The sequence below is a fragment of the Variovorax palleresanus genome, from assembly GCF_051144945.1.
In the GTDB taxonomy this organism is placed as follows: domain Bacteria; phylum Pseudomonadota; class Gammaproteobacteria; order Burkholderiales; family Burkholderiaceae_C; genus Variovorax; species Variovorax paradoxus_S.
In genome coordinates this window covers 510,500-534,784 of the sequence record NZ_JBJNVP010000001.1, presented here as the reverse complement: position 1 = coordinate 534,784, position 24,285 = coordinate 510,500, and the positions used below count along the sequence as shown (strand labels likewise).

The window sequence follows — 24,285 nt, the reverse complement described above, 5'->3', positions numbered from 1 at the left end:
CTGCGCGGCAATCGGCCAACTCGTGGTCAGGCTGCGTGGTGCAGACGCCGCGTCAGCAGCACCGACCCACCCTGCCCTGCCCGCCCGCGCAGCCCCTTGGCTGCTGCCAGCACGGCCAGGTCGACCAGCGGCTCCAGCAGCACGACCGTCATGTAGGCGGCGCCGAAGCTGCCCACGGCTTGCAGCGTCTCCGCCCCGAAGCCGCGGCCGTAGATCGTCCAGAAAGCCACCCAGGTGACGATCCCTCCCTGGAACACCACCGACATCTTGAGCACATGCACGTAGCCCAGCTCGACATAGGGAAGCTTGGCCGGCAGCACCCGCTTGGCCACCGCCTGCAGGGCGAACAGCGCGGCCAGCAAGGTGGTGACGTTCATGCCGTACTGCGGCAGGTCTTGCGGCTCGAAGAAGAGGCTCTGCAGCGCCAGCCCCGCGGCCAGGCCGATGGCGGTGGGCGCTGCGCCCAGAATCAGGAACAGCGACGAGCCCAGGATCAGGTGAACCTCGGACACACCGACCGGCGCGTGCGGGAACACCTCGAAGAAGACGAAGACCAGCATGGCGGCGAGCACGCTGCGCAGCAGCAGCGAGCCCACTCCCTCCTCGCGAATGTGGTTCAGGGACAGCTTCACTGCATAGAGCGCGCAGGCGCTCGCCGTGGCATAGGACAGCACGATCTTGCTGCCGTCGACGATTCCGGGTTCCATGTGCATGGCGGGGCTCCGTAGGGTGAGTGCAGTCCGCTGCGCGGAGCTGCGAGGGGGTTGATGGGAGGAAACGAGAAATGCGATGTCAGGTGCTTGGCGGATTGCCCGGTTCGGCGCGTGTCGGCCGGAACCTTCGATCGTAGTCGCCGGCATAGAGGCGGCTTTCGGCGAAGCCTTCTGCGGCCAGTGCGGGGCCGACGAGTATCAGCGCGGTGCGTTCCACGCCCTCGCCCATCGTCGCCTCGATGGTGGCCAAGGTCGCGCGGAAGATCTGCTCGTCCGGCCAACTTGCACGATAGACCACGGCAACCGGACATTCGGCGCCGTAGAACGGCACCAGCTCTGCAACCACCTCGGCCAGCTTGTGGATGGACAGGTGCAAGGCGAGCGTGGCTCCGGTGGCGGCGAAGCCCGCCAAGGTCTCGCACGAGGGCATGGGCGACGCGCGGCCGGATGTGCGCGTCAGCACCACCGACTGCGCCAGGCCCGGCAGCGTGAGCTCGGCACCCAGCGCGGCCGCCGCGGCGGCGAACGAGGGCACGCCGGGCGTGACCGTGTAGGGGATGCCGACGGCCCGCAGACGGCGCAATTGCTCGCCCATGGCCGACCACACGGACAGATCGCCCGAATGCAGCCGCGCCACGTCCTGCCCTGCCGCATGGGCGGCGACGAATTCGGCCTCGATGGCGTCGAGATCGAGCGGCGCGGTGTTGACGATACGCGCGCCGGGTGGACAGTGCGCCAGAATTTCTTCGGGCACCAGCGAGCCGGCATAGAGGCAGACAGGGCAGCGGCCGATCAGGTCGCGCCCGCGCAGGGTCAACAGGTCTGGCGCACCGGGACCGGCGCCTATGAAGTGGATGGTCATGGTCGAAACTCCGGTTGTTGGGTTCGCGCGGCGATCGCGCAGGTGGCAAGGCGGTCGGTCGACACCACGCGTGGATGAAGCAACGTTGCACCCGGACCGACGTGCATCAGGGCTGCCGCCAGGGCCGCGGCTTCGGCGGTGCTGCCGCTGCCGCGCAGCACACGCACCCGGGCGTGGTCGGTCAGGGTGACGGTGGCGTTCATGCGCGCAGCCTCCACGGCGCACACCGGCACGCCCAGCGCCTCGGCCAGCGCACGCAGGCACGGTGCGTCGGCCTTGTCTTGCGCAGCGGCGAGCCAGGCAACCGACTGCACCGGCACCGTGGGTTGCAAGGCCGCGGCCGCGTGCGCCAACGCGTCGCGCAGCGATGCCAGCGTCGCGCCGCTTCTGAAGCCGAAACCCGCCACCATCATCGCGTCGCACTCCATTGCACGATTGGGTAGGAAGCGCGCCAGGCGCGCCGCGTTCCCAATGGCGCGGCCTCCGCCAGCTCGATGCGTGTCAGGCTGCCGCCGGCGCGCGCGTGCCAGTCGCTCAGCAGCGCTTCGGATTCCAGCGTCACTGCATGGGCCACCACGCGGCAGCCTTGCGGAAGCAAGCGCCACAGATGCGCCAGCATTGCATCGCTGAGGCCGCCGCCGATGAAGACCGCATCCGGCGGCGGCAGGCCGGCCAAGGCTTCGGGTGCGCTGCCTGTCACCAAAACGAGCCGATCGACGCCCAGCCGGTCCGCGTTGGCACGCAGCCGCATCGCGCGTTCGGGGTCGCCCTCGATGGCGACGGCCTCGCACCTCGGATGCGCCAGCAGCCATTCGATGCCGATCGACCCGGAGCCCGCACCGATGTCCCACAGCCGCTCGCCGGGCCGCGGTGCCAGGGCGCACAGCGCCAGGGCACGCACCTTCTGCTTCGTGAGCTGGCCGTCGTGCGCAAATGCGTCGTCCGGCAGGCCTGTGCTGCACGGCATGGCCATGCCCGTTCCGGCCAACTGCAAGGCCACGGCCACCGGATGCCGCACATCGGCCAGGTCGAAGGCGCACGCAGCGACGTCGCGCCGCCGCTCGTGCGGGCCGCCCAGTGCTTCGAGCACGCTCATCGCGCTGGCGCCGAAATCGTTGTCGACGAGGTAGCGCGCGAGCGCCGTCACTGCGGCACCGTCGCGCAGCAGCAGCAGCAGCCGCTCGCCCGTGTGCAGGTGCGGTCGCAGACGCGCCAGCGGCGCCGCGTGCAAGCCCAGGCAGGTCAAGTGCTCCAGCGGCCAACCCAGGCGCGCAGCCGCCAGGCCGAAGGTCGATGCAGCGGGCAAGGCATGCCATTCGTGCGCGCCGAGATGGCGCGTCACCGAGCTGCCCGCGCCGAACCAGAACGGGTCGCCCGAGGCCAGCATCGCCACGCGGCGACCGCGCTGTGCCAGTAGGATCGGGATGCCATCGGCAAACGGCACCGGCCATTCGAGCCGCTCGGCGCGGAGATGGGGCAACAACGCCAGATGCCGGGCGCTGCCGGCCACCAGATCGGCCGCATCGAGTGCCGCGCGGCTGGCGGAAGGCAGGCCCTCCCACCCGTCTTCGCCGAGCCCGATGATCGTCAACCACGGGGTAACTTCAGAAGTGAATTCAGCCATGCGCAATGTCCTGGTCCTGGGCGGCACGCTCGAAGCGAGCGCGCTGGCGCGGGCGCTCGCCGAAAGGGGCGAACGCGCCGTGCTGTCCTATGCCGGCCGGGTGGCCCAGCCCAAGGCGCAGCCCATCGCCGTGCGCGTGGGCGGCTTCGGCGGCGTGAACGGCCTGGTGCGCCACCTGCGCGAAGAGCGGGTGACGCACGTCGTGGACGCCACCCATCCCTTCGCCGCGCGCATGAGCGCGAACGCGGTGGCGGCTTGCGCGGAGTGCGGCCTGCCCTTGCTGGCCTTGACTCGCCCCGGCTGGCAGGCAGGTCCTGGCGACCGCTGGCAGCCCGTGCCCGACCTGCCCGCGGCTGTCGCCGCGCTGAGCGGACCACCGCGGCGCGTGATGCTGGCCTTGGGCCGCATGCACCTGTCTGCCTTCGCGGCACAGCCGCAGCACCACTACATCCTGCGGCTGGTCGACCTGCCCGAGCTGCGGCCGCCCTTGCCGCAACACACGGTCATCGTCTCGCGCGGGCCCTTCGACCTGGAAGGCGACATCGCCCTGCTGCGCGCGCAGCGCGTGGACGTCCTGGTCTGCAAGAACGCCGGCGGCACCGGTGCGGAGGCCAAGCTGCACGCGGCCCGCGAGCTCGAGCTGCCGATCGTGATGGTGGCGCGGCCACCGCTGCCCGCGCGGCAGGAAGCGACGCGCGTGGCCGAGGTGCTGCTGTGGCTGGAGGCAGCGCATCATGCGCCCACCTCGCGCGGCGCCGAGCGCGGCGTGTAGACCCAGGGTCGGCCCTCGCGGGCAATGACCCGCGTCAGACTGGAGCCGACGATGACGACGGTACGCATGTCGGCCATTTCGGGCTGTGCATCTCCAAGTGCGACCACGCGGATGGTCTCGTCGGGCGTGGACACGGCACGGGCGAAGATCACCGGACGCGCCGGGCTTCCCGCCGCTGCGCAGGCCTCGCGAAGGACGTCCAGCGTTCGGGCGAAGCCGCTCGGGCGAGACACGGAGCGCGGGTTGTAGAAGGCCATCGCGAAATCGCCCTGCACCGCCAGCCGCAGACGGCGTTCCACCAGCGCCCATGGCTTCAGGTTGTCCGACAGGTTGATGGCGCAGAAGTCGTGGCCCAGCGGCGCGCCGGCGCGCGCGGCGGCAGCCAGCATCGCGGTGATCCCGGGCAACACGCGCACGTCCAGCAGGCGCCATGCAGCATCGCCCGCCTCTACCGCCTCGAACACCGCGGAGGCCATCGCGAACACACCCGGGTCGCCCGACGACACCACCACCACGCGCCGGCCTTCGGCGGCCAGGCGCAGCGCGTGGGCGGCGCGTTCCAGCTCGACGCGGTTGTCGCTCGCGTGCAGCCTGAGTCCGGCGCGCGGCGCCACCCGGGCCACGTAGGGGATGTAGCCAACCACGTCGGTGGCATCGGCCAGGGCCGCGCTCACCTCGGGTGTCACGCAGCCATCGGCGCCAGGGCCCAGCCCGGCGATGACCAGCCAGCCCGCGGCATGCGTCGGCACGCTCATCAGGCGACCTCCGTGCTGCGCACTGCGGTGCGAGCGCCTTCGGGCGGCCGGGCGGCGCTCATGGCCGCCGTCCTTGCCCATGCACCAGCACGATCGAAAAATAGGGCGTGACGCGGCCTTCGGCCTCCGCAAGCCGCATCACCTTCTGACCCGGCATGGTGGCGAACTCGACCAGCCAGGCGTCTTGCAGCCGACCCGCCGTCGTCAATGCACGGCGCACCTTGTCGATGTGGCGACCGATCTTCATCACGACCAGCGCCTCGCTGTCGGCCATGTGGCGCGCGAGCCGCGCTTCGGGCAGCGTGCCCATGAGCACGGTCAACACGTCGTCGCCCCAGGTGATGGGCTGGCCAGTGGCCGTCCATGCACCCGACATGCCGGTGATCGCCGGCACCACCTGCACCGGGTGGGTCTCGATCAGCCGGGTGTAGAGGTGCATGAACGAGCCATAGAAGAACGGATCGCCCTCGCACAGCACGACCACGTCGTGGCCGGCGTCCGACAGCGCCCGCAGCCGCGACGCGCACTCGGCATAGAAGGCGGACAGCAGTTGGTTGTAGGCCGGATCGTCCACCGGGATCTCGGTGGTGACGGGGTATTCCATCGCGTGTTCCGTCACCGCTTCGGGCAGCAGATCGTCCACGATGCGGCGCGCCTGCCCGGGCCGGCCGGCCTTGCGAAAGTAGGCGACATGGGTCGCGCGCTGCAACAGGCGGTGCGCGCGCACGGTCATCAGGTCCGGATCCCCGGGGCCCAGGCCCAGTCCGTACAGGGTGCCGCGCGGGTTCATTCCAGACGACTCCCCAGCGCGTTGATCGCCGCCACGGTGATGGCACTGCCGCCCAGGCGGCCGGCCACGATGCAGCAGGGCGCGGGCTGTTCGGCCCACAGCGCGTCTTTCGATTCCGCCGCGCCGACGAAGCCGACCGGACAACCGATGATCGCCGCCGGCCGCGGGCAGGCCGGGTCCTGCAGCATGTTCAGCAGATGGAACAGGGCCGTCGGTGCATTGCCGATGGCCACCACGGCGCCCTGCAGCCGAGGTCGCCACAGTTCCAGCGCGGCGGCAGACCGGGTGGTCGACATGGCCGCGGCCAGACCGGGCACCTTGGGGTCGTGCAAGGTGCACACCACCTCGTTGCCGCCCGGCATGCGCGAGCGGGTCACGCCTTCGCTGACCATGCGTGCATCGCACAGGATGGGTGCGCCGGCCGCCAGCGCCGCCCGCGCCGCGCGGGTGAAGCCGGGCTGGAAGCGCAACTGCGCTTCCAGCCCGATCAGGCCGGCCGCGTGGATCATGCGCACCGCGACGGGCTCGTCGTCGGCATCGAAGCGCGAGAGATCGGCCTCGGCCCGGATCATGGCGAAAGAGCGACGGTAGATTTCCGCGCCATCGGTTTCAAAGACGTGCATCAGGGCATTCCGATGAGTGAGCACAAGGCTTCAGGGGACAGTCGGGTTTGCACGGGCGCATCCCAGGCGCATCCGCTGCGCACGAGATCGAAGGCGCCGTTGCGGCCCACCAAAGTGGCATCGGCCGGGCGCGCACGTGCGCAACCCTTGGCGCAGCCGGACACGTGCAGGCTGCGGGGTGCATCGGTGCCCGCCGCAGCCAGCCCCGAAGCAAGTGCGCGGGCGACCGCATGGGTCGCCACCGTTGCCGAGGCACACGAAGGCGCGCCGGGGCAGGCATCGACGCGCAGCAAGGGATCGCCGGCCACGGTGATGAAAGCCCTCGCATCGCACCACCGCCCCCCTTCCAGGACCAGGGCGCGATGCGGCGTCAGGCGCAGCGCCACGGCGCCGCTGTCGCGCAACAGCGTGGCGAGGGCCGCAGCCTCGATCTGTCCGAAGGGCACGCCGTAGACCGATCCGAGCGAGGACATGCCGGGTGTGGGCAGCGAGGCCGAGGCGGCCGCGGGTTCGAGCGGCTGCGGGCCGTCGGCCCAGCTGAAGATCTGTTGATGGCGACGCATTCGCCGCGATGCCGGTTCGACCCCCTTGGCCGTCGCCGCAAACCAGTCGGCCATCGCAAGCGCCGCATCCACCGCCCCGGCACGGGACACGGGATGTCCGGCCGCGGCGCCGTCGGCACGCACCAGCAGGCCACCCGAGCGGGCCCGCTCGATGCGCACGTCGGCCGGGGCCGCAGCCAGGACCGGCGCCGGCCCCGCATCCACTGCGAACCCGAACTTGGGCGGCAGCGCGGGCAGTTCGTTCAGGCGCGACAACAATTCCGTGGCGATGCCTTCGGTGTCATCGCCCGCCTGCCAGCAAGGCGCCACGAGGACCAGCGGCCAGGCTTCCCGCGTGGCGTCCGCATCGGCCAGGCCCAGGGCGCAGAGTGCATCGATCACCGCGCCGTGGGCGTCGGGCGTCACGCCACGCAACTGCAGGTTGGCACGATGGGTCAGGTCGATGAGCCCCGAGCCCAGGCGAGAGGCCAGCTCGCACAACCCCAGGGCCTGCGCGACCGTCAAGCGCGCCAGCTGCGGCCGCACCCGCACCAGCAGGCCATCGCCGGAAGCCATGGCGCGATGCGCGCCGGGGCACCTGCCCTTGGCGGCAGGGCGCAGCCAATCGGCGAGCAGCGCGGTGGGCGCTGGGTGAGCTGCGTGGGACATGGTTCTACTTTATTCGTGGGGTCACTCGGGTCGGCTGGCGAGGCGATGTTCCGCGCCCCAGCGCTGCGCCCAGTCGGCGCAGCGGCCGATGGCGCGCGCGGCTTCGTCGAAATCGATGATGACGACATGCCGCGGGGCCTCGGGTGCCGCCGGCTGCTCCAGCGTCCGGCCATCGGTCAGCAGCCAGAGCCAGGATTCGGCCGGGCCGTCGCGACGCTCGGCGCGGCGCAGCACCTTGTCGGCCTGTGCCAAAGCATGCGCCAGCGGCGTGCCCCCGCCACCGCCCAGCGCCCGAACCTTTTCCCTGCAAGACGCGCGCGCCCGACCGGGCGGCAGCCGCAGCTCGACGCCCTGACCGCCAAAGCTCAGCATGGCCACACTGTCGCCGGCGCGCGCTGCCTGCTCGATCAGCCAAGTGGCGTGCCCCTTGGCCAGTGCCAGTCGCCCGCGCTGGCGCATCGAGCCGGAGGTGTCGAGCACGATCAGGTGCAGACGCGCCGGTTGCACCGAGCGCTGGGTGTAGCGCAGATGCCCGCCTTGCAAAGGCTGCGGGCCCTTGGCCAGCAGGGTGGGCAACCATGCGATGGAAGCCCGCGAAGGCCCGGCATCCGGATGTGCAGGCGGCGCCAGCAATGGCTGCCGAGCTGGATTCAGCCACCGCAGACCTCCGCGCCCGGCGCGCATGAGGCGGCTGCGGTGGCTCACGCTTTTTTTGCGGGCCACCCTCCTTCGGGCAGCACGCGGGCAGTGGCTTCGGGAATCGGCGGCAGCGCACCCCAGTCGCCCATGGGGGAACTGTTGGCGGAGGGTGCGGAACTGCCGGTGGATGTCGGCGCCGCCTGCCGCATGTCGGCTTTCGGCTCCGGCGCCGGGCTGCTCCTGCCCTCCTCCCGTCGATGGGCCAATGCCAGTTCCGCCACCGCATCGACATCGTCCGTCGTGACTTCGGTGCGGCCCTCGAATGCAGCGAGCGCACGCGCCGCTCTCAGCATCACAAGGTCGGCCCGCATGCCGTCCACGCCAGCCGCGAGCGCGCATTCCGCAGCGCGCTGCAGCACGGCATCCGACCACGCCAGGCGCGCCAGCCCGGCGCTGGCTGCAACGACCGCCGCAGCCAGGCGGGCCTGTTCACCGGCATGTGCTTCGGCCACCCCAAGCGGGTCTTCGTCGAAGCGCAAACGCGCGCGCACGATCGCCATCCGCTGCGCGGCCTCGCTCGGGTTGGCCAGCGCCACCGACAGGCCGAAACGATCCAGCAACTGGGGGCGCAGTTCGCCTTCCTCGGGATTCATGGTTCCGACCAGCACGAAGCGTGCGGCGTGCTGTTGCGAAATGCCGTCGCGCTCGACGGTGTTCACGCCGCTGGCGGCGACATCGAGCAACGCGTCGACCAGCGCGTCGGGCAGCAGGTTGACTTCATCGACGTACAGCACGCCATGGTGGGCGCGCGTCAAGAGGCCCGGTGCCAGGCGCAGCCGCCCATCGCGCAGCACGTCCTCGACGTCCAGCGTTCCCACCAGCTGCTCGACGGTGGCGGACAGCGGCAAGGTGACGAAGGGCGCAGCCGATGAAGCGGGCGTAGGCGGCAGCAACGCGGCCAAGGCCCGCGCCGCGGTCGACTTCGCGGTGCCGCGCGGTCCGCTGATGAGCACGCCGCCGATACCGGGGTCGATGGCCGCGAGCAGCAGCGCGCGTTGCAACATGGGTTGACCGATCAGCGCACTGAAGGGGAAGGTCGTGCGGCCGGCGGGCTCGAGCTTCGGGCCGGCGATCGCTTCGGTGGAATGGGGTGTCATCAGAGCGGCCCTTCGCCGTGGTCCTCGAGCCGGCGCTCCAGCGCCAGAAGGTGGTGTTCGATACGTTCGCGGTGGTCGCCGGCCTCTTGCCACAAGCCGCGCCGCATGGCGTCCAGCAGGCGTTCGCCAATGCTGCGCAAGGCCAGCGGGTTGTGCCGCTGCAGGAACTCGCGCGTCTTGTCGTCGTGCAGGTAGGCATCGGCCACCAGCGCGTACTGGTGATCGCCGACCACGCCCGTGGTGGCGCTGTACGCGAACAGGTTGTCCACGGTGGCGGCGATCTCCGCCGCGCCCTTGTAGCCGTGCCGCTGCACGCCGTCCAGCCACTTCGGGTTGACGGCGCGCGATCGCACCACGCGCGCGACCTCTTCGCGCAAGCTGCGGATGCGCGGCGACCCCGGCACGCTGAAATCGCCGTGGTAGAGCGCAGCCGGTGCGCCCGCAAGATGCGCCACGGCGGCCGCCATCCCGCCCTGGAACTGAGCGTGATCGGCAGCGTCGAGCACGTCGTGCTCGCGGTTGTCCTGGTTGTGCAGCACCGCATCGAGCTGCCCCAGACGTTGCTCGAACGAGGCGCGCGCGGCAACACCGTGTTCGCCCTGCCCATAGGCAAAGGCACCGGCCTGCAGATAGGCCTGGGCGATGTCGGCACTGTGTTGCCATCGACCGCCGTCCAGCACCTCCTGCACACCCACGCCGTAGCCGCCAGGGCGCGGGCCGAACACGCGCCACGTGGCCTGGCGCTGCGCCTGGTCGACGGGCTGGCCGGCCGCCAGGGCCTCGGCGGCCTCGCGCCGCACGCGGGCACGGATCGGGTTCACCTCGTCGGATTCATCGTCTTCGCTGATCGCGGCCACGGCGCGCACGGCCGTGTCGAAAAGGTCGATCACGTTGGGAAAGGCATCGCGGAAGAACCCCGACACGCGCAGCGTCACGTCCACACGCGGCCGATGGCGCACAGCCATCGGCAGCACTTCGATGTCGATCACGCGCGCGCTGCCGTCGGCCCACTTCGGCCGCACGCCCAGCAGCGCGAAAGCCTGCGCCACGTCTTCGCCGCCGGTGCGCATGGTGCTGGTGCCCCAGACGGACAAGCCCACCTCGCCAGGCATCGCGCCGTGGTCTTGCAGGTGCCGCTCGATCAGTCTTTCCGCCGCGGCCGCACCCATGGCGTAGGCCGTGGGCGTGGGCACGGCACGGGTGTCGACGCTGTAGAAATTGCGTCCGGTGGGCAGCACATCGGGCCGACCGCGCGACGGCGCGCCGCTCGGGCCAGGGGGCACGAAGCGTCCGGCCAGGCCTCGCAGCAATTGCGTCATTTCCTGGGGGCCGCAGGCATCGAGGCGGGGGGCCAGCACCTTCTTCAGGCGCTGCAGCACCGGTGCCGCATGCGGCCAGTCATGGACATCGAAGGCATCGTGCGCAGCGCCCGCCCGGGTGTCGCCGGACACCGCCTGCGCCGCCACCAGGCGCGCGGCCAGCAGTTCCAGCCGCTCGCGCGTGTGGCCGGCGTGGCGCCATGCCTCGGCACTGAGCGCTTGCAACTCCTTCGGACGCGGACCATGCCACGGCGCGGCCCAGTCCGGCGCCAGAGCGCTGAAGCCGTCCGCGCCCTCCACGCCAAGGTCTTGCGCCAGTGCGACCAGCAGGCTCTTCTGGCTGGCGGCCGTGCCGCCCGGAAAACGCGCCAGCGCCAGCAGCGTGTCGATGCGCTGGCGGCCTTGCGGCGAACGCCCCAGAACATGCAGGCCGTCACGAATCTGGGATTCCTTGATCTCGCAAAGATAGGCGTCCAGCCCCTTCAACAGGCTCTCCCGGGCACTCTCGTCGGTCGGCCGCGCGAAACCCAGTTCCTCGTGCAAGCCTTCGCGCACGGTGCGTCCGAGGATGTCCTCGCGCAGCAGCCGCGCGCGTCGCGGGTCGAGCGACAGGGCTTCGTAGTACTCGTCCATCTGCCGCTCCAACTGCTGGAGCGGGCCATAGGTCTCGGCGCGCGTCATCGCCGGCATCAGGTGGTCGATGATCACGGCCTGGGTACGCCGCTTTGCCTGGCTCCCTTCGCCCGGGTCGTTGACGATGAAGGGATAGAGATGCGGCAGCGGGCCCAGGATGGCGTCGGGCCAGCACGCCTCGCTCAGTGCCACGCTCTTGCCCGGCAGCCACTCGAGATTGCCGTGCGTGCCCACATGCACCATCGCGTCGACCGCGAAGGCGCGGCGCAGCCAGAAGTAGAAGGCCAGGTAGTGGTGGGGCGGCACCAGGTCCGCGTCGTGGTAGGTGGCCGCCAGGTCCACGGCACGCCCGCGCGCCGGCTGAATGCCGACGAAGACGTGACCGAAGCGCAGGCCGGCAATCGTGAAGCGCCCGCTGCGCAGCGACGGCTCTTGCTCGGGCGCGCCCCACCGGGCGTTGACCGCCGCCCTGCTGTCGGCGGGCAATCGATTGAAATCTTCCAGGTAGTCGGCCAGGGAAAAGCTCTGCGCGGCGGGCCGGCCGCCATTGGCGTCGCTGTCGTTGGTGATGCCGCGCAACAGCGCTGCGATCAGGGCGTCGCCGCTGGCGGGCAGATCCCCGGTCAGGTACCCCGCGGCCCGCAGTTCCTGCAACACGACCACGGTCGACGCCGGAGTGTCCAGCCCGACGCCATTGGCGATGCGCGCATCGTCGATCGGGTAGTTGGCCAGGATCAGCGCGATCCGCTTGTCGGCGTTGGGCTTGTCGCGCAGCACGCACCAGCGGCGTGCCAGTTCGGCCACGAAGGCCATTCGGCCGGGCTCGGCCTGGTAGCGAAGCACATCGAGCTCGGTGTGCTCGCAGCGCCGGGCCATGCCCTTGAAACTGATGGCGCGCGTGAGGATGCGCCCATCCACCTCGGGCAGTACCACCTGCATGGCCAGATCGCGCGGCGCGAGGCCGTGCGGGTCGGCCAGCCATTGCTCCTGCGTGCCGCCGGCCGTAATGAGCTGCAGCACGGGGGCGTCCCCGGCCAGCGTGGCCAGCGTCGCCAGTGACGGGTCGCCGTCGCCTGCGCTCCCATCGTCGCGGCCGTCGATCGACGCCACCGCGAAGCTGGTCGCGTTCAGTACGATCGCCACGCGGTGTTCCGCGACCAGCGCCTGCACCGCGGCGTGGCTGTCGGGGTTCTTGAGCGAATCCACGGCGAGGGCCACCGCGTTCAGGTCGGCGGCCGACAGCGCTTCCAGCATGGCGTCGAACACCGCCGTGTTGCCCGCCTGCAGATGGGCGCGGTAGAACAGCAGCAGCGCCACCGGCGCTTCTGCCTTCCAGGTGGCGCAGCCGGCAGCCTCCCGTGGCCGATAGCGCACGGCCGAAGGCAGGGTCACCGGCTGCAGCGGCCGGCTGCCCAGCCCGAACGCCGCATGGCCGATCAGCGAGAAGAAGGCCTTCGCATTGTCGAGCCCTCCTTCGCGCAGGCACCGCCAAAGATGGCGGCAATCGTCATGCGGCGCGCTGCTGCGCATGAGCAGCTGCATGTCTTCGGAGGCATCGCCCGAGAATATCGCCAGCCATTGACCGCGTTCGCGTGCCGAGGACATGGCGCGCTCCACCAGGTAGGCCCAGTCGCTCGGGGCACCCAGATGGTCGATCACCACCACGCGGGCATGGCGCAGCACGTCGTCGACATACATGTCCACGGAAGCCGGCTGTCGAAGCCACATCAGGTTGGCCAGGCGCACGCTGGGATAGTCGGCGCCCATATGCCCGGCCGCGTCGGCGAGCAGCGACAGGGTGGTGTCGGCGGCGCTGAGCACGACCACCGAGGCGGGCGTCTGCGCCACGCGCACGACGCCCTGGCCGCCGTCTTCGACGTGGCCGCCGGGGCGGGTGGACAGCAGATGCATGAGGGCTTTCGGCGACGCGTCAGGCCACCGCGGCCACGTCCAGCACCGCGTCCAGTTCGGCTTGCAAGACCGCCGCATCGAGGCCTGCCCCGATCAGCACAAGGCGCGTCTGCCGAACCTCGTCGGCGCGCCATGGCCGGTCGAAGTAGCTGTCGAAGCGCGTGCCGACGCCTTGCACCACCAGCCGCATCGCTGCGCCGGGCAGGGCGACGAAGCCTTTGGCCCGATAGATCTCGTGGCGCTCGACCAGACTCTGCAAGGCGGCCAGCAAGCGGCCGCGGTCAGGGACCTGCAGGGTCACCGAGACCGAGTCGAAGGCGTCGTGGTCGTGGTCTTCCTCCTCGTCGTGGTGAGTCTTGCGCTGGTCGATCGCATCCTCCACCGCCCGCTCCATGCCCAGCAGCACACCCAGGTCGATGCGCCCGTGCTGCGCATGCACCAGCTTCACGCCTGTCGCGGTCTCGGCGCGAATGACGGCCTCCACGCCGGCCAGCGTCGCCGCGTCGAGCCCATCCGTCTTGTGCACGACCACCAGGTCGGCGGTCGCGAGCTGGTCTTCGAACAACTCCGACAAGGGCGAATCGTGGTCGAGGTTTTCGTCGGCGCGGCGCTGGGCATCTACCGCCAGCGGGTCGTCCGCGAAGCGGCCGGCGGCGACGGCCGGTGCATCCACCACCGTGATCACCGCGTCCACCGTGAATGCGTTGCGCAGCGCCGGCCATTGGAAGGCCTGCACCAGGGGCTTGGGCAGGGCCAGGCCCGAGGTCTCGATGACCAGGTGATCGATCTGATCGCGCCGCGCGGCCAGTTGCTCCATCACCGGCGCAAACTCTTCCTGCACGGTGCAGCACAGGCAGCCGTTGGCCAGCTCGAACAACTGGCCGTCCGGCGCCCCGGTCTCGTCGCAGCCGATGCCGCAGCCGCGCAGCAACTCGCCGTCGATGCCCAATTCGCCGAACTCGTTGACGATGACCGCGATACGCCGGCCCTGGGCGTTCTGCAACAGGTGGCGCAGCAGCGTGGTTTTGCCGCTGCCGAGAAAGCCGGTGACGATGGTGGCGGGGATCTTGCGGCTTTGCATGGGCGTGGGCGTCGAGGTTTGCATGGGCTGTGGTGGTTCTGTGGGGTCGCGTGCGGCGTTGCCAGCGCGCGATCAGGGCTTGAACAACGCGGCGATGGCCGCCGGATTGCTCGGAAAGTACAGATGCATGAAGGACGCGAAAAGGCGTTTCTGGCGGAAGACCGCTTCGGCTTGGCCGTGGTGGCGCCGGGCCCGCGTGTGCAGTGCAGCCGGCGCGCGCGTGTCGATGCGGGCGTGATGAAAAGTGTGGCCGCGGACCTCGCCTTCGGGCAACTCCAGACTGTGCATGCCGAGGTTGACGAGCCGGTCGGACATCGCGCCCTGCCCGGGCAGCAAACCCAGCATGGGCGCCTTGTGGCCGGCAGCGTCGCTCAGCGACTCCAGCAGCACCAGCATGCCGCCGCACTCCGCGACCATCGGGCGACCCGCAGCATGGTGCGCAGCGATGGATTCGCGCGTCGCTGCATTGCCCGCCAGCGCTTGCAAGTGCAGTTCCGGGTAACCGCCCGGAAGGTACAGCGCGTGCGCCTCTTGCGGCACCGGTTCGTTGGCCAGCGGCGAAAAGAAGCACAGTTGCGCGCCCAGCATACGCAGGAGCTCGAGATTGGCGGAATAGACGAACGAGAAGGCGGCATCTTGCGCGATGGCGATGGTGACGCCGGCGAGCGAGGCGGGCAGACCTGAATCCGAAGCCGAGCGCAGCGGCGCGTTGAATTCCACGGCAGGCGGCATCGGCAGCGCCCCGTGCTCGGCAAGCGCAAGCGCGGCGGCTCCGATGCGCTCGGCGATGTCGTCGACCTCGCCGGCCTGCACGAGGCCGAGGTGACGCGACGGCAACGCGTAGTGCCCGCCGCGCGGCAGCGCGCCGTACCAGGCCATGCCGGCCGGCAGGCTCTCGCGCACCATCTGCGCATGGCCCGCGCTGCCCACGCGATTGGCCAGCACGCCCGCCAGCTGCAGGCCGGGGCGATAGGTCGCCAGCCCGTGGGCGACTGCACCAAAGGTCTGCGCCATCGACGATGCATCGATCACGGCCAGTACCGGCAGTCCGAAATACAGCGCCAGATCGGCACTCGACGGCGCTCCATCGTGCAGCCCCATCGCGCCTTCGACCAGGATCAGGTCGGCCTCTGCAGCCGCACGGTGCAAGAGCTCGGCGCAGTGCGCCTCCCCTCCCATCCACAAGTCGAGCTGCTGCACCGGCGCGCCGCTGGCACGCTCGAGGACCATGGGGTCGAGAAAATCCGGCCCGGTCTTGAACACGCGCACGCGCCGGCCCTGGCTGCGATGCCAATGCGCCAAAGCGGCAGTGACGGTGGTCTTGCCTTGGCCCGAGGCCGGGGCCGTGACCAGCAGCGCGGGACAGCTGAAGTCTGCGGGTGCAATCATCCCTCGACCCTCATCGGCCTGCCGGCCACTCGCAGCGCGTGAACGCCACCGCACAGCGGCATACAGCGGCGTGAGCCAGGACCATGTCGCCTGAAGGGGATGCGTGTCATAGAGAAAATACCGCGCCAGCCATGCTCACCCGCTTCCCCGCAGGTACGCACCACAAGGCGCGCCGTTCGCGCAGCGCGCCGCCTCGTTGGCCGGTATCCGGGCTGGCGAAGACGACCCGTGTTCCCTTCCCAGGCAGCGCAGATTGCGCGGATTCACCTAGTGGGCTATAGACACGAGCGGCGAGCACGAGGGCTCACGTTCGCTTACCGTTGCGGGGGCAGCTCAGGTTAGGGCGCGCGATGGCTTGCCGCGCCACCCCTCCTGATTCCCGTTGAACTGCTTCGACCGGAAAGACGAAGCGAGCACCAACAGGCTGATCATAGCGGAACACCTCCACTCATGCGGTGCGCCGCCCGGTTGTCTTGCGCGCCACCGCCTTGGGCACCAGGGCGCGCCAGCCGATGACGCACGATGTGATGCACAAGGCAATGCCCAGGGCCGACAGGATCAGCACCAACGCCTCGCGCAACCGAGGCCGTTCGCGCAGCGGCTCGAAATCGAGGCTGTGCAATCCCTGGTACATGAACCGCTGCCATCGTCCCGACCGGTCGACCCGCAACAGCACCCTGCCCGAGGCGGGATCGGCATAGAGGTCCGTGCCGTCGGACCAATGCGCGCGCCAGACCGGCAAGGGCCGGCCCTCCGAGGCTTCGGCCGAGCCTGGATTCTTCGCGTAGTAGGCATCGTCATAGCGATCCATCCGCACCACGCTCGACGCAGGCCTGTCTTCGCCACGCAGATGCCGCAGGACGCCCGACATCAGCGCATCTGGCAGTGCCGGATCCAATGTCGATGCGGCGCTCACGTCGTCAGCGCGCACCCACCACCGCCGGTCCGTGCCCTGGATTCGATACCAGACCTGCGCGCCGACTCGAACCCGCTCCAGTTCCAATGGCTGCGCACCGGCCTCGCCGGCCGAGACCGCAGCCAGGGCAAGCGGCGGCGCCAGGACCGCGTCCCGGCCAGGGCCGAGCCAGCGCTCGCGCTCGGAAGCCGACAGCCCGCGTGACGAGAACACGCCATAGGGATTCATCGACATCAGGCCCGAGAAGATCCAGGTGAGCGTGAACACCGCGGCGACCAGGCCCGCGATGTGATGCCAGCGCATCCAGAACTTGCGATAGGGAATCCAGCGCGTTCGGTTCAGGAACAACTGCCAGATGCCTAGCGCCAGTCCGGTCGCGGCCAGCACCACGCCAGGGATCGACAGCCAGACGACCACCTGGTTCCACGCCTGCGGAAACTGCCGCAGCACGGTCGGATAGATCCAGTGCGGGACCGCACCGATCCAGTTCCAGAACCGCTCGCTGCGGCGGGTGTCGCGCACCACTTCGGCGGCAGTACTCGAGACGTACAGTTCGAGACCGTCGTCTCCTTCCAGGCTGACCTTGAAGAGCGGACGGTATGGATCGAAGCCTTGCGGAACCGTCCATTGGTCACGCTCCAGCGCTTCGGCCGAAAGCGCGCGTCGGCCGCTGAAGGACTCGGCCACCTTCATGGCCTGCACGGCGCCGAGCGGGGCCGTCGCGGTGCCGGTGCGGGCATCGAAGGCTTGCCACTGCGCGGCCTTCGCCTGCCCGGCGTCGACCAGCAGTCGCCAGACCGGCTCTCCCGGGCCGGCCATGCCCAGGCGTGCCTCGGCGAAGCTCACGCCGGCCCGCCTGGCAGCCTCTTCGGCGGTCAGGCAGCAACCAGCGCCGAGCGCCAGAGGCTGCAACCCCGCGCGCCGCTCGGCCTGCGAGAGGTTCGGGAACGGCACGTAGTACAGCACGATCCCGGTGACGAACCACATCAGGAACAGCAAGGCCAACGAGATGCCGAGCCACTTGTGGATGAAGATCAGTGCGCGCTTCATGCCCGTGCCGCCGGCGCATGGCGCCGTGGCCTGAATGCAGGAATGGCTCTCCCGCGCGCGCTCATCAGAAGGCCGCCCGGTAGCTGACTTCGAAGCTGCGCGGCGCGCCGATCATGACTTGATTGTTCGAATTGGCGCCGCTCCAATACGCGTAGAACTGGTCAGTCAGGTTGCGAACGCGAAAGGTGATTTCGCCCTTCTGCAGGCTCCAGGTCGCATAGGCGGTCGCAGTCGTGAACCCGTTCATGCGGACCGTGTTGGCGTTGTTGGCGTAGGCGTACCCGGTTCGGTTGACGCCGCCACCGATGCGCAGCGGCCATCCCGGCACCTTGTAGTCGACCCAGAGATTGGCAACCGCGCCCGGCACGTTCGGCGGGGTGTTGCCCGCGCGCGAGACGTTGCCGGCCTCGATGAGGCTGTCGAATTTCGCATCGACCCATGCGAGATTGCCGCTCAGTGTCAGCTCGCGTGTCGCCTTCCAGACCGCGGCGAGTTCCAGGCCCTGCGCGGACTGCTTGCCGCTGTTGACTGTGAGCGTCGGGTTGCTGAAATCGCGCGACAGCACGTTGTCGAGTTCGATCCTGTAGGCCGCCAGCGTGTAGTCAAGGCGGCCCTCCATCGCCGACTGCTTGAGGCCGAGCTCCAGCTGCTTGCCCGTCGAGAGGCTGAAGGCGGCGTTGGCCGCCGAGAGCAGCAGGAGGTTGCCCGTACCGACCGGCGCGCTCGCGTTCGAGTACTGGGCGTAGACCGAAGTGTGGTGGTCGATCGCGAAAACCGCGCCCAGACGCGCCGATGTGGGCTTGTACTTCTGCGTGAACGATGCCCGGGCCCCGGTGTTGAGGTCCATGTTCTGGCGCGCCAGCTTCACGTAGTCCTGCCGCAAGCCGCCCACGAGGGTCAATCGGTCGCTGACGGACAGGGCATCTTCCATGAAGATGGATCCCGTGGGAATCCGTGCGTCGAAGATCGTGCGATTGCCGGCACCCGCGAACAGGGCGGGGTTCGCGGCAAAGTTGCCGTAGCGTCCCGGGATGGTGGCGAACTCGCTCACCGAGAGCGCATTGTTGGCTGCGGTCGATCCGTTGGAGAAGTCGCGGTTGGAAGAAAAGTCGGTCTTCGTGTATTCAAGCCCCCCAACGAACCGGTTCTTCATTCCCCCGATCGGCGACGTGTTCGTGAGATCGAGCCGATTCGTCAGGATCTGGTGGTCGTGCGTGATGCCGACCAGGTCGCGCACGATGCGGCCCGGCGCAGCGAAGGCAAAGGACTCCGAATTGCGCCACGCCCTGTCCGCCGTGTAGTAGGAAAGCTGGTTGCGCAGCTTCCATTCCGGCGCGATCTGCCAGCTGAGCTTGGCGCGCGTCCAGAGGCTGTTCGCACTCATCTCGGCATCGTCGAAGTTGTAGTTGCGAAACGCGATGCCGCGATCGACCAATCGCCCGCTGGCGTCGCTGACGATGTCCGTCGGCTGGAGCGCATAGGCGCGCGGCACGAGCGGCGTGCCCTGGTAGGACAGCGCACTGTCCCTGGCGTAGTCCATCGACAGTTCAAGCGTGAGCTCACGCGTCAATGCCGTGCTGAAGCCCATGGTGAGGTTGTCGTAGCGCTGCTTGTTGCGGTCGATGTACCCACCGGTCTGCTGGTGGCTGAAGTCCAGTCGGAAAGCGCTGGCCTCGCCCACGTTGACACCCAGGCCGACGCCGGCCCTGGCCGTGCCGAAGCTCCCATAGGAAAACATGGCCTCGGCCCCGGGGTTGCTGCGGTCGGGTCGCTTGGTCACGAAGTTGACGGCCGCGCCGATGGCGCCTTCACCGTAGAGCACCGACGAGGGGCCCTTCAAGACTTCGATGCGCTCATAGTTCCAGGTGTCCTGGGGCCGGCTCACCATCGTCGGCACTGCAATGCGATCGCCGTCGAACAGATAGGTGATGAAACCTCCGGTGAAGCCGCGCGTCGAGATCACCGATGGCGATCCGGGCGCTCCACCGGCAGTGATGCCCACCCCGCCGCGCAAGGCCTCCTCGAAAGTCCGTGCGCCACGCCGTTCCATGGTTTCCTGGCTGATGACCTCGACCGAAGCCGGCGTTTCCATCACGCTCAGGCCCAGCCTGCCGGCAACTTCGGTCGTTGTTGCCTGAAGCGCTGGCGCCTGATCCTGCCGGGGGGCCGTCACCTCGATCGGTCGCAAGCTCTCTTGCGCCAGCGCAGACGTGCTGGCGAGCAAGGCGACAAGGCCCGGGATCGTGATGTGTCGGGTCGTGAAAGGACCTGAAACCCGGGGCCGGATCCCGAGCTCGGCAGGCTTGTGCATATGCTGTTCCTCTAGCCCGCATTCCCGCTGGGCTGTTCCAAGAGACACACGCTGCAATTGCACGAGCCGATGCCAACCCGGCACGCAGGTGCCGAGCAGCCCGGACAAACGCACTCCCGCAGCGTCCGAAGGCGATTGCGAAGGCCGGTATCCGGGCTCGCGGGTTGCTGTCATGCGCTTGCGCACAACAACAGAAGCCTCGCCTTCCCACGCTCGATTCAAGCGCAGTGGCTGCGAACACCCGCAGGTGCTCACTCGAAACTTCTCTATCCGCTTACCGTTGCGGGGGCAGCGCAGGCATTGCGCGTCATCGACGCGCGCACCTGCTTCCCGTTTAACCTCCCAAACCATTTCCGGCATGGGGGGCACCTTCGAACCGTGGCGGAGATCGCTCCAGCAAGGAGGGTTCTACCGACCGGGCGGATTATAGGAAGCGCCAACGGCTCTGATGCAGAAATTGCAGACGGCCGAGGTTGAACAGGCTCTTGTGGATGTGATGCAGCAGTTCGACAAGACGTGGCACTGGCGACCACGCCCGCCGAGCAGTTGCTCGGCCTGCCGCTGATCCGCTCGACAGCCGCAGACGCCTCGCTGCACGCCTACCAGATTTCCAAACGCGGCAATTCGCTGCGCGTGATGGCCGAAGCGGTGCGCTGGGGCAAGCGCGGCGCGGGCTACCGCCACATGCTCGAAGCGAGCCCGGTCGGCCGCGCCGGTACGCATCGGCGAGCTGCAGGCAGCCCCATTCGCCCCCTAGCAAAAGCTGAGCAGTTCGTCACGCTGGCATTTTCCCGGTGATGTGGTGGCCCGAACTCGCGTTCGGAGACGGTGCCACCAAGATCTGGCCGGAATCGCTAGGATTCGGAGATCGCAGTTCTCCGCGGCGGCGCGCCGTTAGGGCGTCGCGCAGTGGTGTTCTTTCAGCCAAAGAGGAAACCAGCTCATGCTTGCCAACCTGCTGCCCTTGCGCTACCGCGTCCACGCGTATCGGCGCAAGTTCCTCGTCAATGAAACCGAAAACCTCTTCATGGGCTCGTTTGAGAGCTTTGCGGCCGCGGAGGCCGGGGCGCCTGATTCGAAGGCTGTGGGATACAGCAACGCCAAGGCGGCTGGTGAGCTCTACAGCCACCAGATTTACTTCTACGACTATCCCGGCCTTTTTTGGCTCGGAAGATCGTTCGACGATGGCATGCGGCGCGTTTTCGACCTGGGCGGCAACGTGGGAATAAAGTATTACGCGTTTCGCCGTGTTCTGCCTTATCCCGATGACCTGCGCTGGACAGTCTGCGACGTCCCCGGCGTGGTGCAAACAGGGAAAGAGCTGGCCGTTCAGCGCGACGCGCCCGCCCAGATGGACTTCACCATAGATTACAAGGATGCAAGCGGCTGCGACGTACTGTATGCCTCGGGCAGCCTGCAGTATTTGCCGCAGCGAATCGCCGAGATCCTGGCCGTTCTCGCAGTAAAGCCGAAACGCATCGTGCTGAACACGACGGCGGTGCACCCCGAACGCACGCTCTACACGATCAACAGCATCGGCATTGCGTTCTGCCCCTATCGCATCCAGCACGTCGAAGAACTGTGGGCCGAACTCAGAAGCGCTGGCTACAAGCGCCGCGATGCCTGGCGCAACGAGGTCCTGACAATCGAAGTGCCATTCGTCGAGGGCGGCGACAAGCCGTACTACGCCGGTTGCTGCTTCGATTTGGCTTGATGAAGGTGCCAGCTCGGTGTTGATTGCCACGGAAAACTCACCCGGCGGGGGTGCGGATAAAAACTTGGACTGGTTCTACGCCGCAAGTCCAAGACTCTCTCGGTACTCGATGGGGCTGCGAGAGCCAAGGGAGATCTTGATCCGCTTCTCGTTGTACCAGCGGATGTAAGAATCAACTTCTTTGATGAATTGCTCGACCGAGACGGCCCTCCAGTCCCGAGGGTAGAACAATTCCGTTTTCAGCCGACCGAAGAAGCCTTCGCATGCAGCGTTGTCAGGCGAGCACCCCTTGCGAGACATCGAGCGAATGAGCTTCGCATCTGCGATCCTCGATAGCCAACCAGGCCAGCGATAGTGGGCGCCGCGATCTGAGTGGACAACGGGCCGGTCGTTAGTTTCGACCACCGTCTCGATGGCCGCATCCAACATCGTGTTGACGAGCTCAGCGTCTGGATGCGTCCCAATGGACCAGCTGATGACCAGACCATCGAAGCAGTCGATGACGGGCGAGAGGTACACCTTGCCGGCCGGGATCTGGAACTCGGTGATGTCGGTGAGCCACTTCTCATTCGGCGCTGCGGCGTGGAAGTCGCGATTGATGAGGTTCTCGGGCGCCGGACTGATCTCCCCCAGATAGGAGCCGTACCGTGCGTATTCCGATGCTCCCTGAGCACCCATTCCAGTTTGACCTGAGCACCCGTTCCGGTTTGGCCTGAGCTCACGCACCGGGTCCATCGTCAAGGCCAGTGCGATGGACGCGGCGTGGGACTGCACGTCGCCGCTCGCGGCTTCATTGATGGTCGGCGGACACCGCTGTACGCACTCGTCACGCGACATACCGAGTTCGTCATCCACGATGCCGGTGCAACCGCCGTGGGCACCTCGATCCTGAACGCACGGACGCGGGAGTCGAATGCCATCGGCTATGCGAGCCCCATCGTCAACAACTTTGTGTTTCGCGCGGGCTACTACCTCAACGGCGATGGGATCACGGAGGCCGCCAACACGCCTGTGCGTTTCGAGAGCGACTACAAGCAAGCCGACGTATCGCTCAGCTACGGTGAGGGTAGTGGGCCGCTGGGCCTCGGCGTGGGCTATGGGCAGAACAAGAAACGGGGCGGCGCCCTGGTCAATGACGTCAAAGACAAGTGGATGGCTGTTGCCTCATACGACTTCGGCGCCATCCGTGCATGGGTGCTCTTCAACCGGGACAACACTCAGGGCGGTCCGACAGCGCGGAGCAAGACCGATGTCCATTACGTCGGTGCGTCCTGGGACCTGGGGAACGGGAAGCTCGTCGGCAACTACATGACCAAGGATGTCCAGACCAATCGCGATGCCAAGCTCAAGCGATTCCAGCTGGGCTACCTCTACAACCTGAGCAAACGCACCAACCTGTACGCCTTCCTTGATCGAAGCGATCCAAACAATCGTGTCGCCAATGACGTGGTGCGCGCCGTGGGCGCCGGCATTCAGCACAACTTCTGAAGGCGGCGGCAGGCTCGAGCCTTGCCGCCTCGGTCTCTTCGGCCTTGTCGTACGGTCGGTATTTCAGCGAAAGCATGCCTGCTGCTCACAGAAAGAAGTGTTCCTTGAATGGCAGATTCGCGGCTCCAATGGACGCCGCATCCCGAGGTCCTTCCGAGACGACCAGTCGAGGGTCCGGCATGGGCGCGTCGCGCCGCGCCTGTTGTTGGAGGTCCACCTTGGCAATGAGGCGATGGGCCAGATCGGAAGGAAGTCTCGCCCCAAACACGACAGCCTGCGGATCGCATAGCGCGGCGATGGCCGCGATGACGATGGACAGCCCCGGGCCGACCTCGTCCAGCCAGGCTTCGATCTCCGGCCATTCGGGGTCGTAGATCGCGAGCATGGCTTCGATGTTCGGCACATCACGGCCGCGCTGGGCCACCTGCTGTCGCAGTCCTTCCAGGCTCGGGCGCTTCAAGCCGGTCAAAGGAAAGATGCGGCCCAGCTCGCCTGCATTGCCGTGGCTGCCTTTCACCACTCTGCCTTCCTTGATGACGCCTCCGCCCAGCCCGTCGGTGAAATGCAGATAGACGAAATTCGATGCCCATCGACCGACGCCGAACAGGCTCTCCGCGATCGCCGCGCAATTTGCGTCGTTATCGAGCCACACCGGCATCTCCAGGCGGGCACGGAAGTACGCGTCCAATTCTTCCTGCATCCACTCCTCGGGCATGGACAGCGGGGGGTTCACGCGCGAGCCGCTGCCGATGAACGGCCCCGTCATGCTCAGTCCCATGCCGAACACCTTCTCGGGATCGATGCGATGTTTCCTGAGCATCATCCCGACTGATTTGCGCACCCCCGTGGCCACGGCCGCAAGGCGCATCGGAAACGTTGGCGTGAAGTGGGTTTCGAGCAGCTGTCCGGAGAAATTCGAAAGCGTCACGCCGAAGCCGTCGACCATCACCGACGTGCCGATGCAGTAGGCGAAATCCGGTGCCAGCGTGACGGATGCGCTCGGCTGCCCTCGTCCACGGATCGATGGCGTGCCCAGTTCAATGAGCTGGCGTTCGCTGAGGCTGTCGATGAGTGCCTTGGCCCCCGGCGCGCTCAAGCCGGAAGCGCGCGTGAGATCGGCCCTCGAAATGGTTCCGGATCGGCGTATGGCGTCCAGGAGTGCGCGTTCATTGGGATTGACGGGAGATGCTCCTTCGCGCCGGAGGAACTGCGGTCTGAGCGTCGTGGCTTGGCGATCTGCGGTCATGCAACGGAGTGTAGGCGGCGGGATGTCACATTATTTTAATTTAATGAACTTAAAGTAATTGCCATTCCAAACCAAACCCCT

Annotated in this window: 20 protein-coding genes, 1 pseudogene and 2 riboswitches; of the genes and pseudogenes, 4 read left to right on the top strand and 17 right to left on the bottom strand. The window is 68.0% G+C overall.

The genetic code is table 11. The features are described 5' to 3' along the window. Positions 1–26: 26 nt before the first annotated feature. The 4 genes from ACJ7Z0_RS02520 to cbiE form a co-directional block, all read right to left on the bottom strand. Positions 27–713, bottom strand: coding sequence for an energy-coupling factor ABC transporter permease (locus ACJ7Z0_RS02520; RefSeq protein ID WP_434788523.1), 687 nt, complete (start codon positions 711–713; stop codon positions 27–29). A 79-nt stretch (positions 714–792) separates the two neighbouring features. Further along, positions 793–1,575: a precorrin-4 C(11)-methyltransferase gene (cobM, locus tag ACJ7Z0_RS02515; protein WP_434788522.1), complete on the bottom strand. Its 783-nt coding sequence runs from the start codon at positions 1,573–1,575 to the stop codon at positions 793–795. After that, the gene (locus ACJ7Z0_RS02510; protein WP_434788521.1) at positions 1,572–2,003 is read right to left on the bottom strand and encodes a cobalamin biosynthesis protein; all 432 of its coding nucleotides are present in this window, start codon (positions 2,001–2,003) and stop codon (positions 1,572–1,574) included. The genes cobM and ACJ7Z0_RS02510 overlap by 4 nt, the downstream gene beginning before the upstream one ends. Continuing rightward, positions 1,985–3,199, bottom strand: a complete 1,215-nt coding sequence (cbiE, locus tag ACJ7Z0_RS02505; protein ID WP_434788520.1) for a precorrin-6y C5,15-methyltransferase (decarboxylating) subunit CbiE — start codon at positions 3,197–3,199, stop codon at positions 1,985–1,987. Before cbiE ends, ACJ7Z0_RS02510 begins: the two co-directional genes overlap by 19 nt. Between cbiE and ACJ7Z0_RS02500 the strand changes: the two genes are divergently transcribed. Next, positions 3,198–3,971: a cobalt-precorrin-6A reductase gene (locus ACJ7Z0_RS02500; RefSeq protein ID WP_434788519.1), complete on the top strand. Its 774-nt coding sequence runs from the start codon at positions 3,198–3,200 to the stop codon at positions 3,969–3,971. The genes cbiE and ACJ7Z0_RS02500 overlap by 2 nt on opposite strands. On the opposite strand, the gene cobJ is transcribed toward ACJ7Z0_RS02500, so the two are convergent. From cobJ to ACJ7Z0_RS02445, 11 genes are all read right to left on the bottom strand, one after another. After that, the gene (cobJ, locus tag ACJ7Z0_RS02495; RefSeq protein WP_434788518.1) at positions 3,932–4,726 is read right to left on the bottom strand and encodes a precorrin-3B C(17)-methyltransferase; all 795 of its coding nucleotides are present in this window, start codon (positions 4,724–4,726) and stop codon (positions 3,932–3,934) included. The two genes, ACJ7Z0_RS02500 and cobJ, sit on opposite strands and share 40 nt — an antisense overlap. Positions 4,727–4,784: 58 nt before the next feature. Then, the gene (locus tag ACJ7Z0_RS02490) at positions 4,785–5,516 is read right to left on the bottom strand and encodes a precorrin-2 C(20)-methyltransferase (protein ID WP_431121105.1); all 732 of its coding nucleotides are present in this window, start codon (positions 5,514–5,516) and stop codon (positions 4,785–4,787) included. Then, positions 5,513–6,139: a precorrin-8X methylmutase gene (locus ACJ7Z0_RS02485; RefSeq protein ID WP_434788517.1), complete on the bottom strand. Its 627-nt coding sequence runs from the start codon at positions 6,137–6,139 to the stop codon at positions 5,513–5,515. Before ACJ7Z0_RS02485 ends, ACJ7Z0_RS02490 begins: the two co-directional genes overlap by 4 nt. Continuing rightward, positions 6,139–7,350 carry a ferredoxin-like domain-containing protein gene (locus ACJ7Z0_RS02480; RefSeq protein WP_434788516.1) on the bottom strand — a complete coding sequence of 404 codons (1,212 nt, stop codon included), beginning with the start codon at positions 7,348–7,350 and terminating at the stop codon, positions 6,139–6,141. Before ACJ7Z0_RS02480 ends, ACJ7Z0_RS02485 begins: the two co-directional genes overlap by 1 nt. A gap of 21 nt (positions 7,351–7,371) precedes the next feature. Beyond that, positions 7,372–7,983: a vWA domain-containing protein gene (locus tag ACJ7Z0_RS02475; protein ID WP_434788515.1), complete on the bottom strand. Its 612-nt coding sequence runs from the start codon at positions 7,981–7,983 to the stop codon at positions 7,372–7,374. Between the two features lie 68 nt (positions 7,984–8,051). Further along, entirely contained in the window at positions 8,052–9,146 is a 1,095-nt protein-coding gene (locus ACJ7Z0_RS02470) for a magnesium chelatase ATPase subunit I (protein ID WP_434788514.1), read from the bottom strand. Beyond that, entirely contained in the window at positions 9,146–13,009 is a 3,864-nt protein-coding gene (cobN, locus tag ACJ7Z0_RS02465) for a cobaltochelatase subunit CobN (protein ID WP_434788513.1), read from the bottom strand. The genes ACJ7Z0_RS02470 and cobN overlap by 1 nt, the downstream gene beginning before the upstream one ends. Before the next feature lie 19 nt (positions 13,010–13,028). Next, the gene (gene cobW / locus ACJ7Z0_RS02460; protein WP_434788757.1) at positions 13,029–14,090 is read right to left on the bottom strand and encodes a cobalamin biosynthesis protein CobW; all 1,062 of its coding nucleotides are present in this window, start codon (positions 14,088–14,090) and stop codon (positions 13,029–13,031) included. A 72-nt stretch (positions 14,091–14,162) separates the two neighbouring features. After that, the gene (locus ACJ7Z0_RS02455) at positions 14,163–15,479 is read right to left on the bottom strand and encodes a cobyrinic acid a,c-diamide synthase CobB (RefSeq protein WP_434788512.1); all 1,317 of its coding nucleotides are present in this window, start codon (positions 15,477–15,479) and stop codon (positions 14,163–14,165) included. A 181-nt stretch (positions 15,480–15,660) separates the two neighbouring features. After that, positions 15,661–15,915: riboswitch (cobalamin riboswitch) on the bottom strand. 12 nt (positions 15,916–15,927) lie between these two features. Continuing rightward, on the bottom strand, positions 15,928–17,445 hold the full coding sequence (locus ACJ7Z0_RS02450) for a PepSY domain-containing protein (protein WP_434788511.1): 1,518 nt from the start codon (positions 17,443–17,445) through the stop codon (positions 15,928–15,930). A gap of 64 nt (positions 17,446–17,509) precedes the next feature. Beyond that, positions 17,510–19,756 carry a TonB-dependent receptor gene (locus tag ACJ7Z0_RS02445; protein WP_434788510.1) on the bottom strand — a complete coding sequence of 749 codons (2,247 nt, stop codon included), beginning with the start codon at positions 19,754–19,756 and terminating at the stop codon, positions 17,510–17,512. A 125-nt stretch (positions 19,757–19,881) separates the two neighbouring features. After that, positions 19,882–20,143, bottom strand: a riboswitch (cobalamin riboswitch). A 129-nt stretch (positions 20,144–20,272) separates the two neighbouring features. On the opposite strand from ACJ7Z0_RS02445, the gene ACJ7Z0_RS02440 reads away from it, so the two are divergent. Both ACJ7Z0_RS02440 and ACJ7Z0_RS02435 read left to right on the top strand, forming a co-directional pair. Then, positions 20,273–20,554: a Rossmann-fold NAD(P)-binding domain-containing protein gene (locus tag ACJ7Z0_RS02440; protein ID WP_434788509.1), complete on the top strand. Its 282-nt coding sequence runs from the start codon at positions 20,273–20,275 to the stop codon at positions 20,552–20,554. A gap of 145 nt (positions 20,555–20,699) precedes the next feature. Further along, the gene (locus ACJ7Z0_RS02435) at positions 20,700–21,470 is read left to right on the top strand and encodes a TIGR04325 family methyltransferase (protein ID WP_434788508.1); all 771 of its coding nucleotides are present in this window, start codon (positions 20,700–20,702) and stop codon (positions 21,468–21,470) included. 75 nt (positions 21,471–21,545) lie between these two features. Here ACJ7Z0_RS02435 and ACJ7Z0_RS02430 read toward each other — a convergent pair. Continuing rightward, positions 21,546–22,118 (bottom strand): annotated as a pseudogene (locus ACJ7Z0_RS02430) (IS3 family transposase); the annotation flags it as partial. A gap of 114 nt (positions 22,119–22,232) precedes the next feature. On the opposite strand from ACJ7Z0_RS02430, the gene ACJ7Z0_RS02425 reads away from it, so the two are divergent. Beyond that, entirely contained in the window at positions 22,233–22,958 is a 726-nt protein-coding gene (locus tag ACJ7Z0_RS02425) for a porin (RefSeq protein WP_434788507.1), read from the top strand. 85 nt (positions 22,959–23,043) lie between these two features. On the opposite strand, the gene ACJ7Z0_RS02420 is transcribed toward ACJ7Z0_RS02425, so the two are convergent. Beyond that, entirely contained in the window at positions 23,044–24,204 is a 1,161-nt protein-coding gene (locus ACJ7Z0_RS02420) for an ROK family transcriptional regulator (protein WP_434788506.1), read from the bottom strand. Between the last annotated feature and the right edge of the window lie 81 nt (positions 24,205–24,285).

What these genes read in the sequence shown, in the direction of transcription:
- ACJ7Z0_RS02520 (WP_434788523.1), bottom strand. Translation starts at nt 713, where the DNA reads ATGCACATGGAACCCGGAATCGTCGACGGCAGCAAGATCGTGCTGTCC.
- cobM (WP_434788522.1), bottom strand. Translation starts at nt 1,575, where the DNA reads ATGACCATCCACTTCATAGGCGCCGGTCCCGGTGCGCCAGACCTGTTG.
- ACJ7Z0_RS02510 (WP_434788521.1), bottom strand. Translation starts at nt 2,003, where the DNA reads ATGGAGTGCGACGCGATGATGGTGGCGGGTTTCGGCTTCAGAAGCGGC.
- ACJ7Z0_RS02500 (WP_434788519.1), top strand. Translation starts at nt 3,198, where the DNA reads ATGCGCAATGTCCTGGTCCTGGGCGGCACGCTCGAAGCGAGCGCGCTG.
- cbiE (WP_434788520.1), bottom strand. Translation starts at nt 3,199, where the DNA reads ATGGCTGAATTCACTTCTGAAGTTACCCCGTGGTTGACGATCATCGGG.
- cobJ (WP_434788518.1), bottom strand. Translation starts at nt 4,726, where the DNA reads ATGAGCGTGCCGACGCATGCCGCGGGCTGGCTGGTCATCGCCGGGCTG.
- ACJ7Z0_RS02490 (WP_431121105.1), bottom strand. Translation starts at nt 5,516, where the DNA reads ATGAACCCGCGCGGCACCCTGTACGGACTGGGCCTGGGCCCCGGGGAT.
- ACJ7Z0_RS02485 (WP_434788517.1), bottom strand. Translation starts at nt 6,139, where the DNA reads ATGCACGTCTTTGAAACCGATGGCGCGGAAATCTACCGTCGCTCTTTC.
- ACJ7Z0_RS02480 (WP_434788516.1), bottom strand. Translation starts at nt 7,350, where the DNA reads ATGTCCCACGCAGCTCACCCAGCGCCCACCGCGCTGCTCGCCGATTGG.
- ACJ7Z0_RS02470 (WP_434788514.1), bottom strand. Translation starts at nt 9,146, where the DNA reads ATGACACCCCATTCCACCGAAGCGATCGCCGGCCCGAAGCTCGAGCCC.
- cobN (WP_434788513.1), bottom strand. Translation starts at nt 13,009, where the DNA reads ATGCATCTGCTGTCCACCCGCCCCGGCGGCCACGTCGAAGACGGCGGC.
- cobW (WP_434788757.1), bottom strand. Translation starts at nt 14,090, where the DNA reads ATGCAAAGCCGCAAGATCCCCGCCACCATCGTCACCGGCTTTCTCGGC.
- ACJ7Z0_RS02455 (WP_434788512.1), bottom strand. Translation starts at nt 15,479, where the DNA reads ATGATTGCACCCGCAGACTTCAGCTGTCCCGCGCTGCTGGTCACGGCC.
- ACJ7Z0_RS02450 (WP_434788511.1), bottom strand. Translation starts at nt 17,445, where the DNA reads ATGAAGCGCGCACTGATCTTCATCCACAAGTGGCTCGGCATCTCGTTG.
- ACJ7Z0_RS02445 (WP_434788510.1), bottom strand. Translation starts at nt 19,756, where the DNA reads ATGCACAAGCCTGCCGAGCTCGGGATCCGGCCCCGGGTTTCAGGTCCT.
- ACJ7Z0_RS02435 (WP_434788508.1), top strand. Translation starts at nt 20,700, where the DNA reads ATGCTTGCCAACCTGCTGCCCTTGCGCTACCGCGTCCACGCGTATCGG.
- ACJ7Z0_RS02420 (WP_434788506.1), bottom strand. Translation starts at nt 24,204, where the DNA reads ATGACCGCAGATCGCCAAGCCACGACGCTCAGACCGCAGTTCCTCCGG.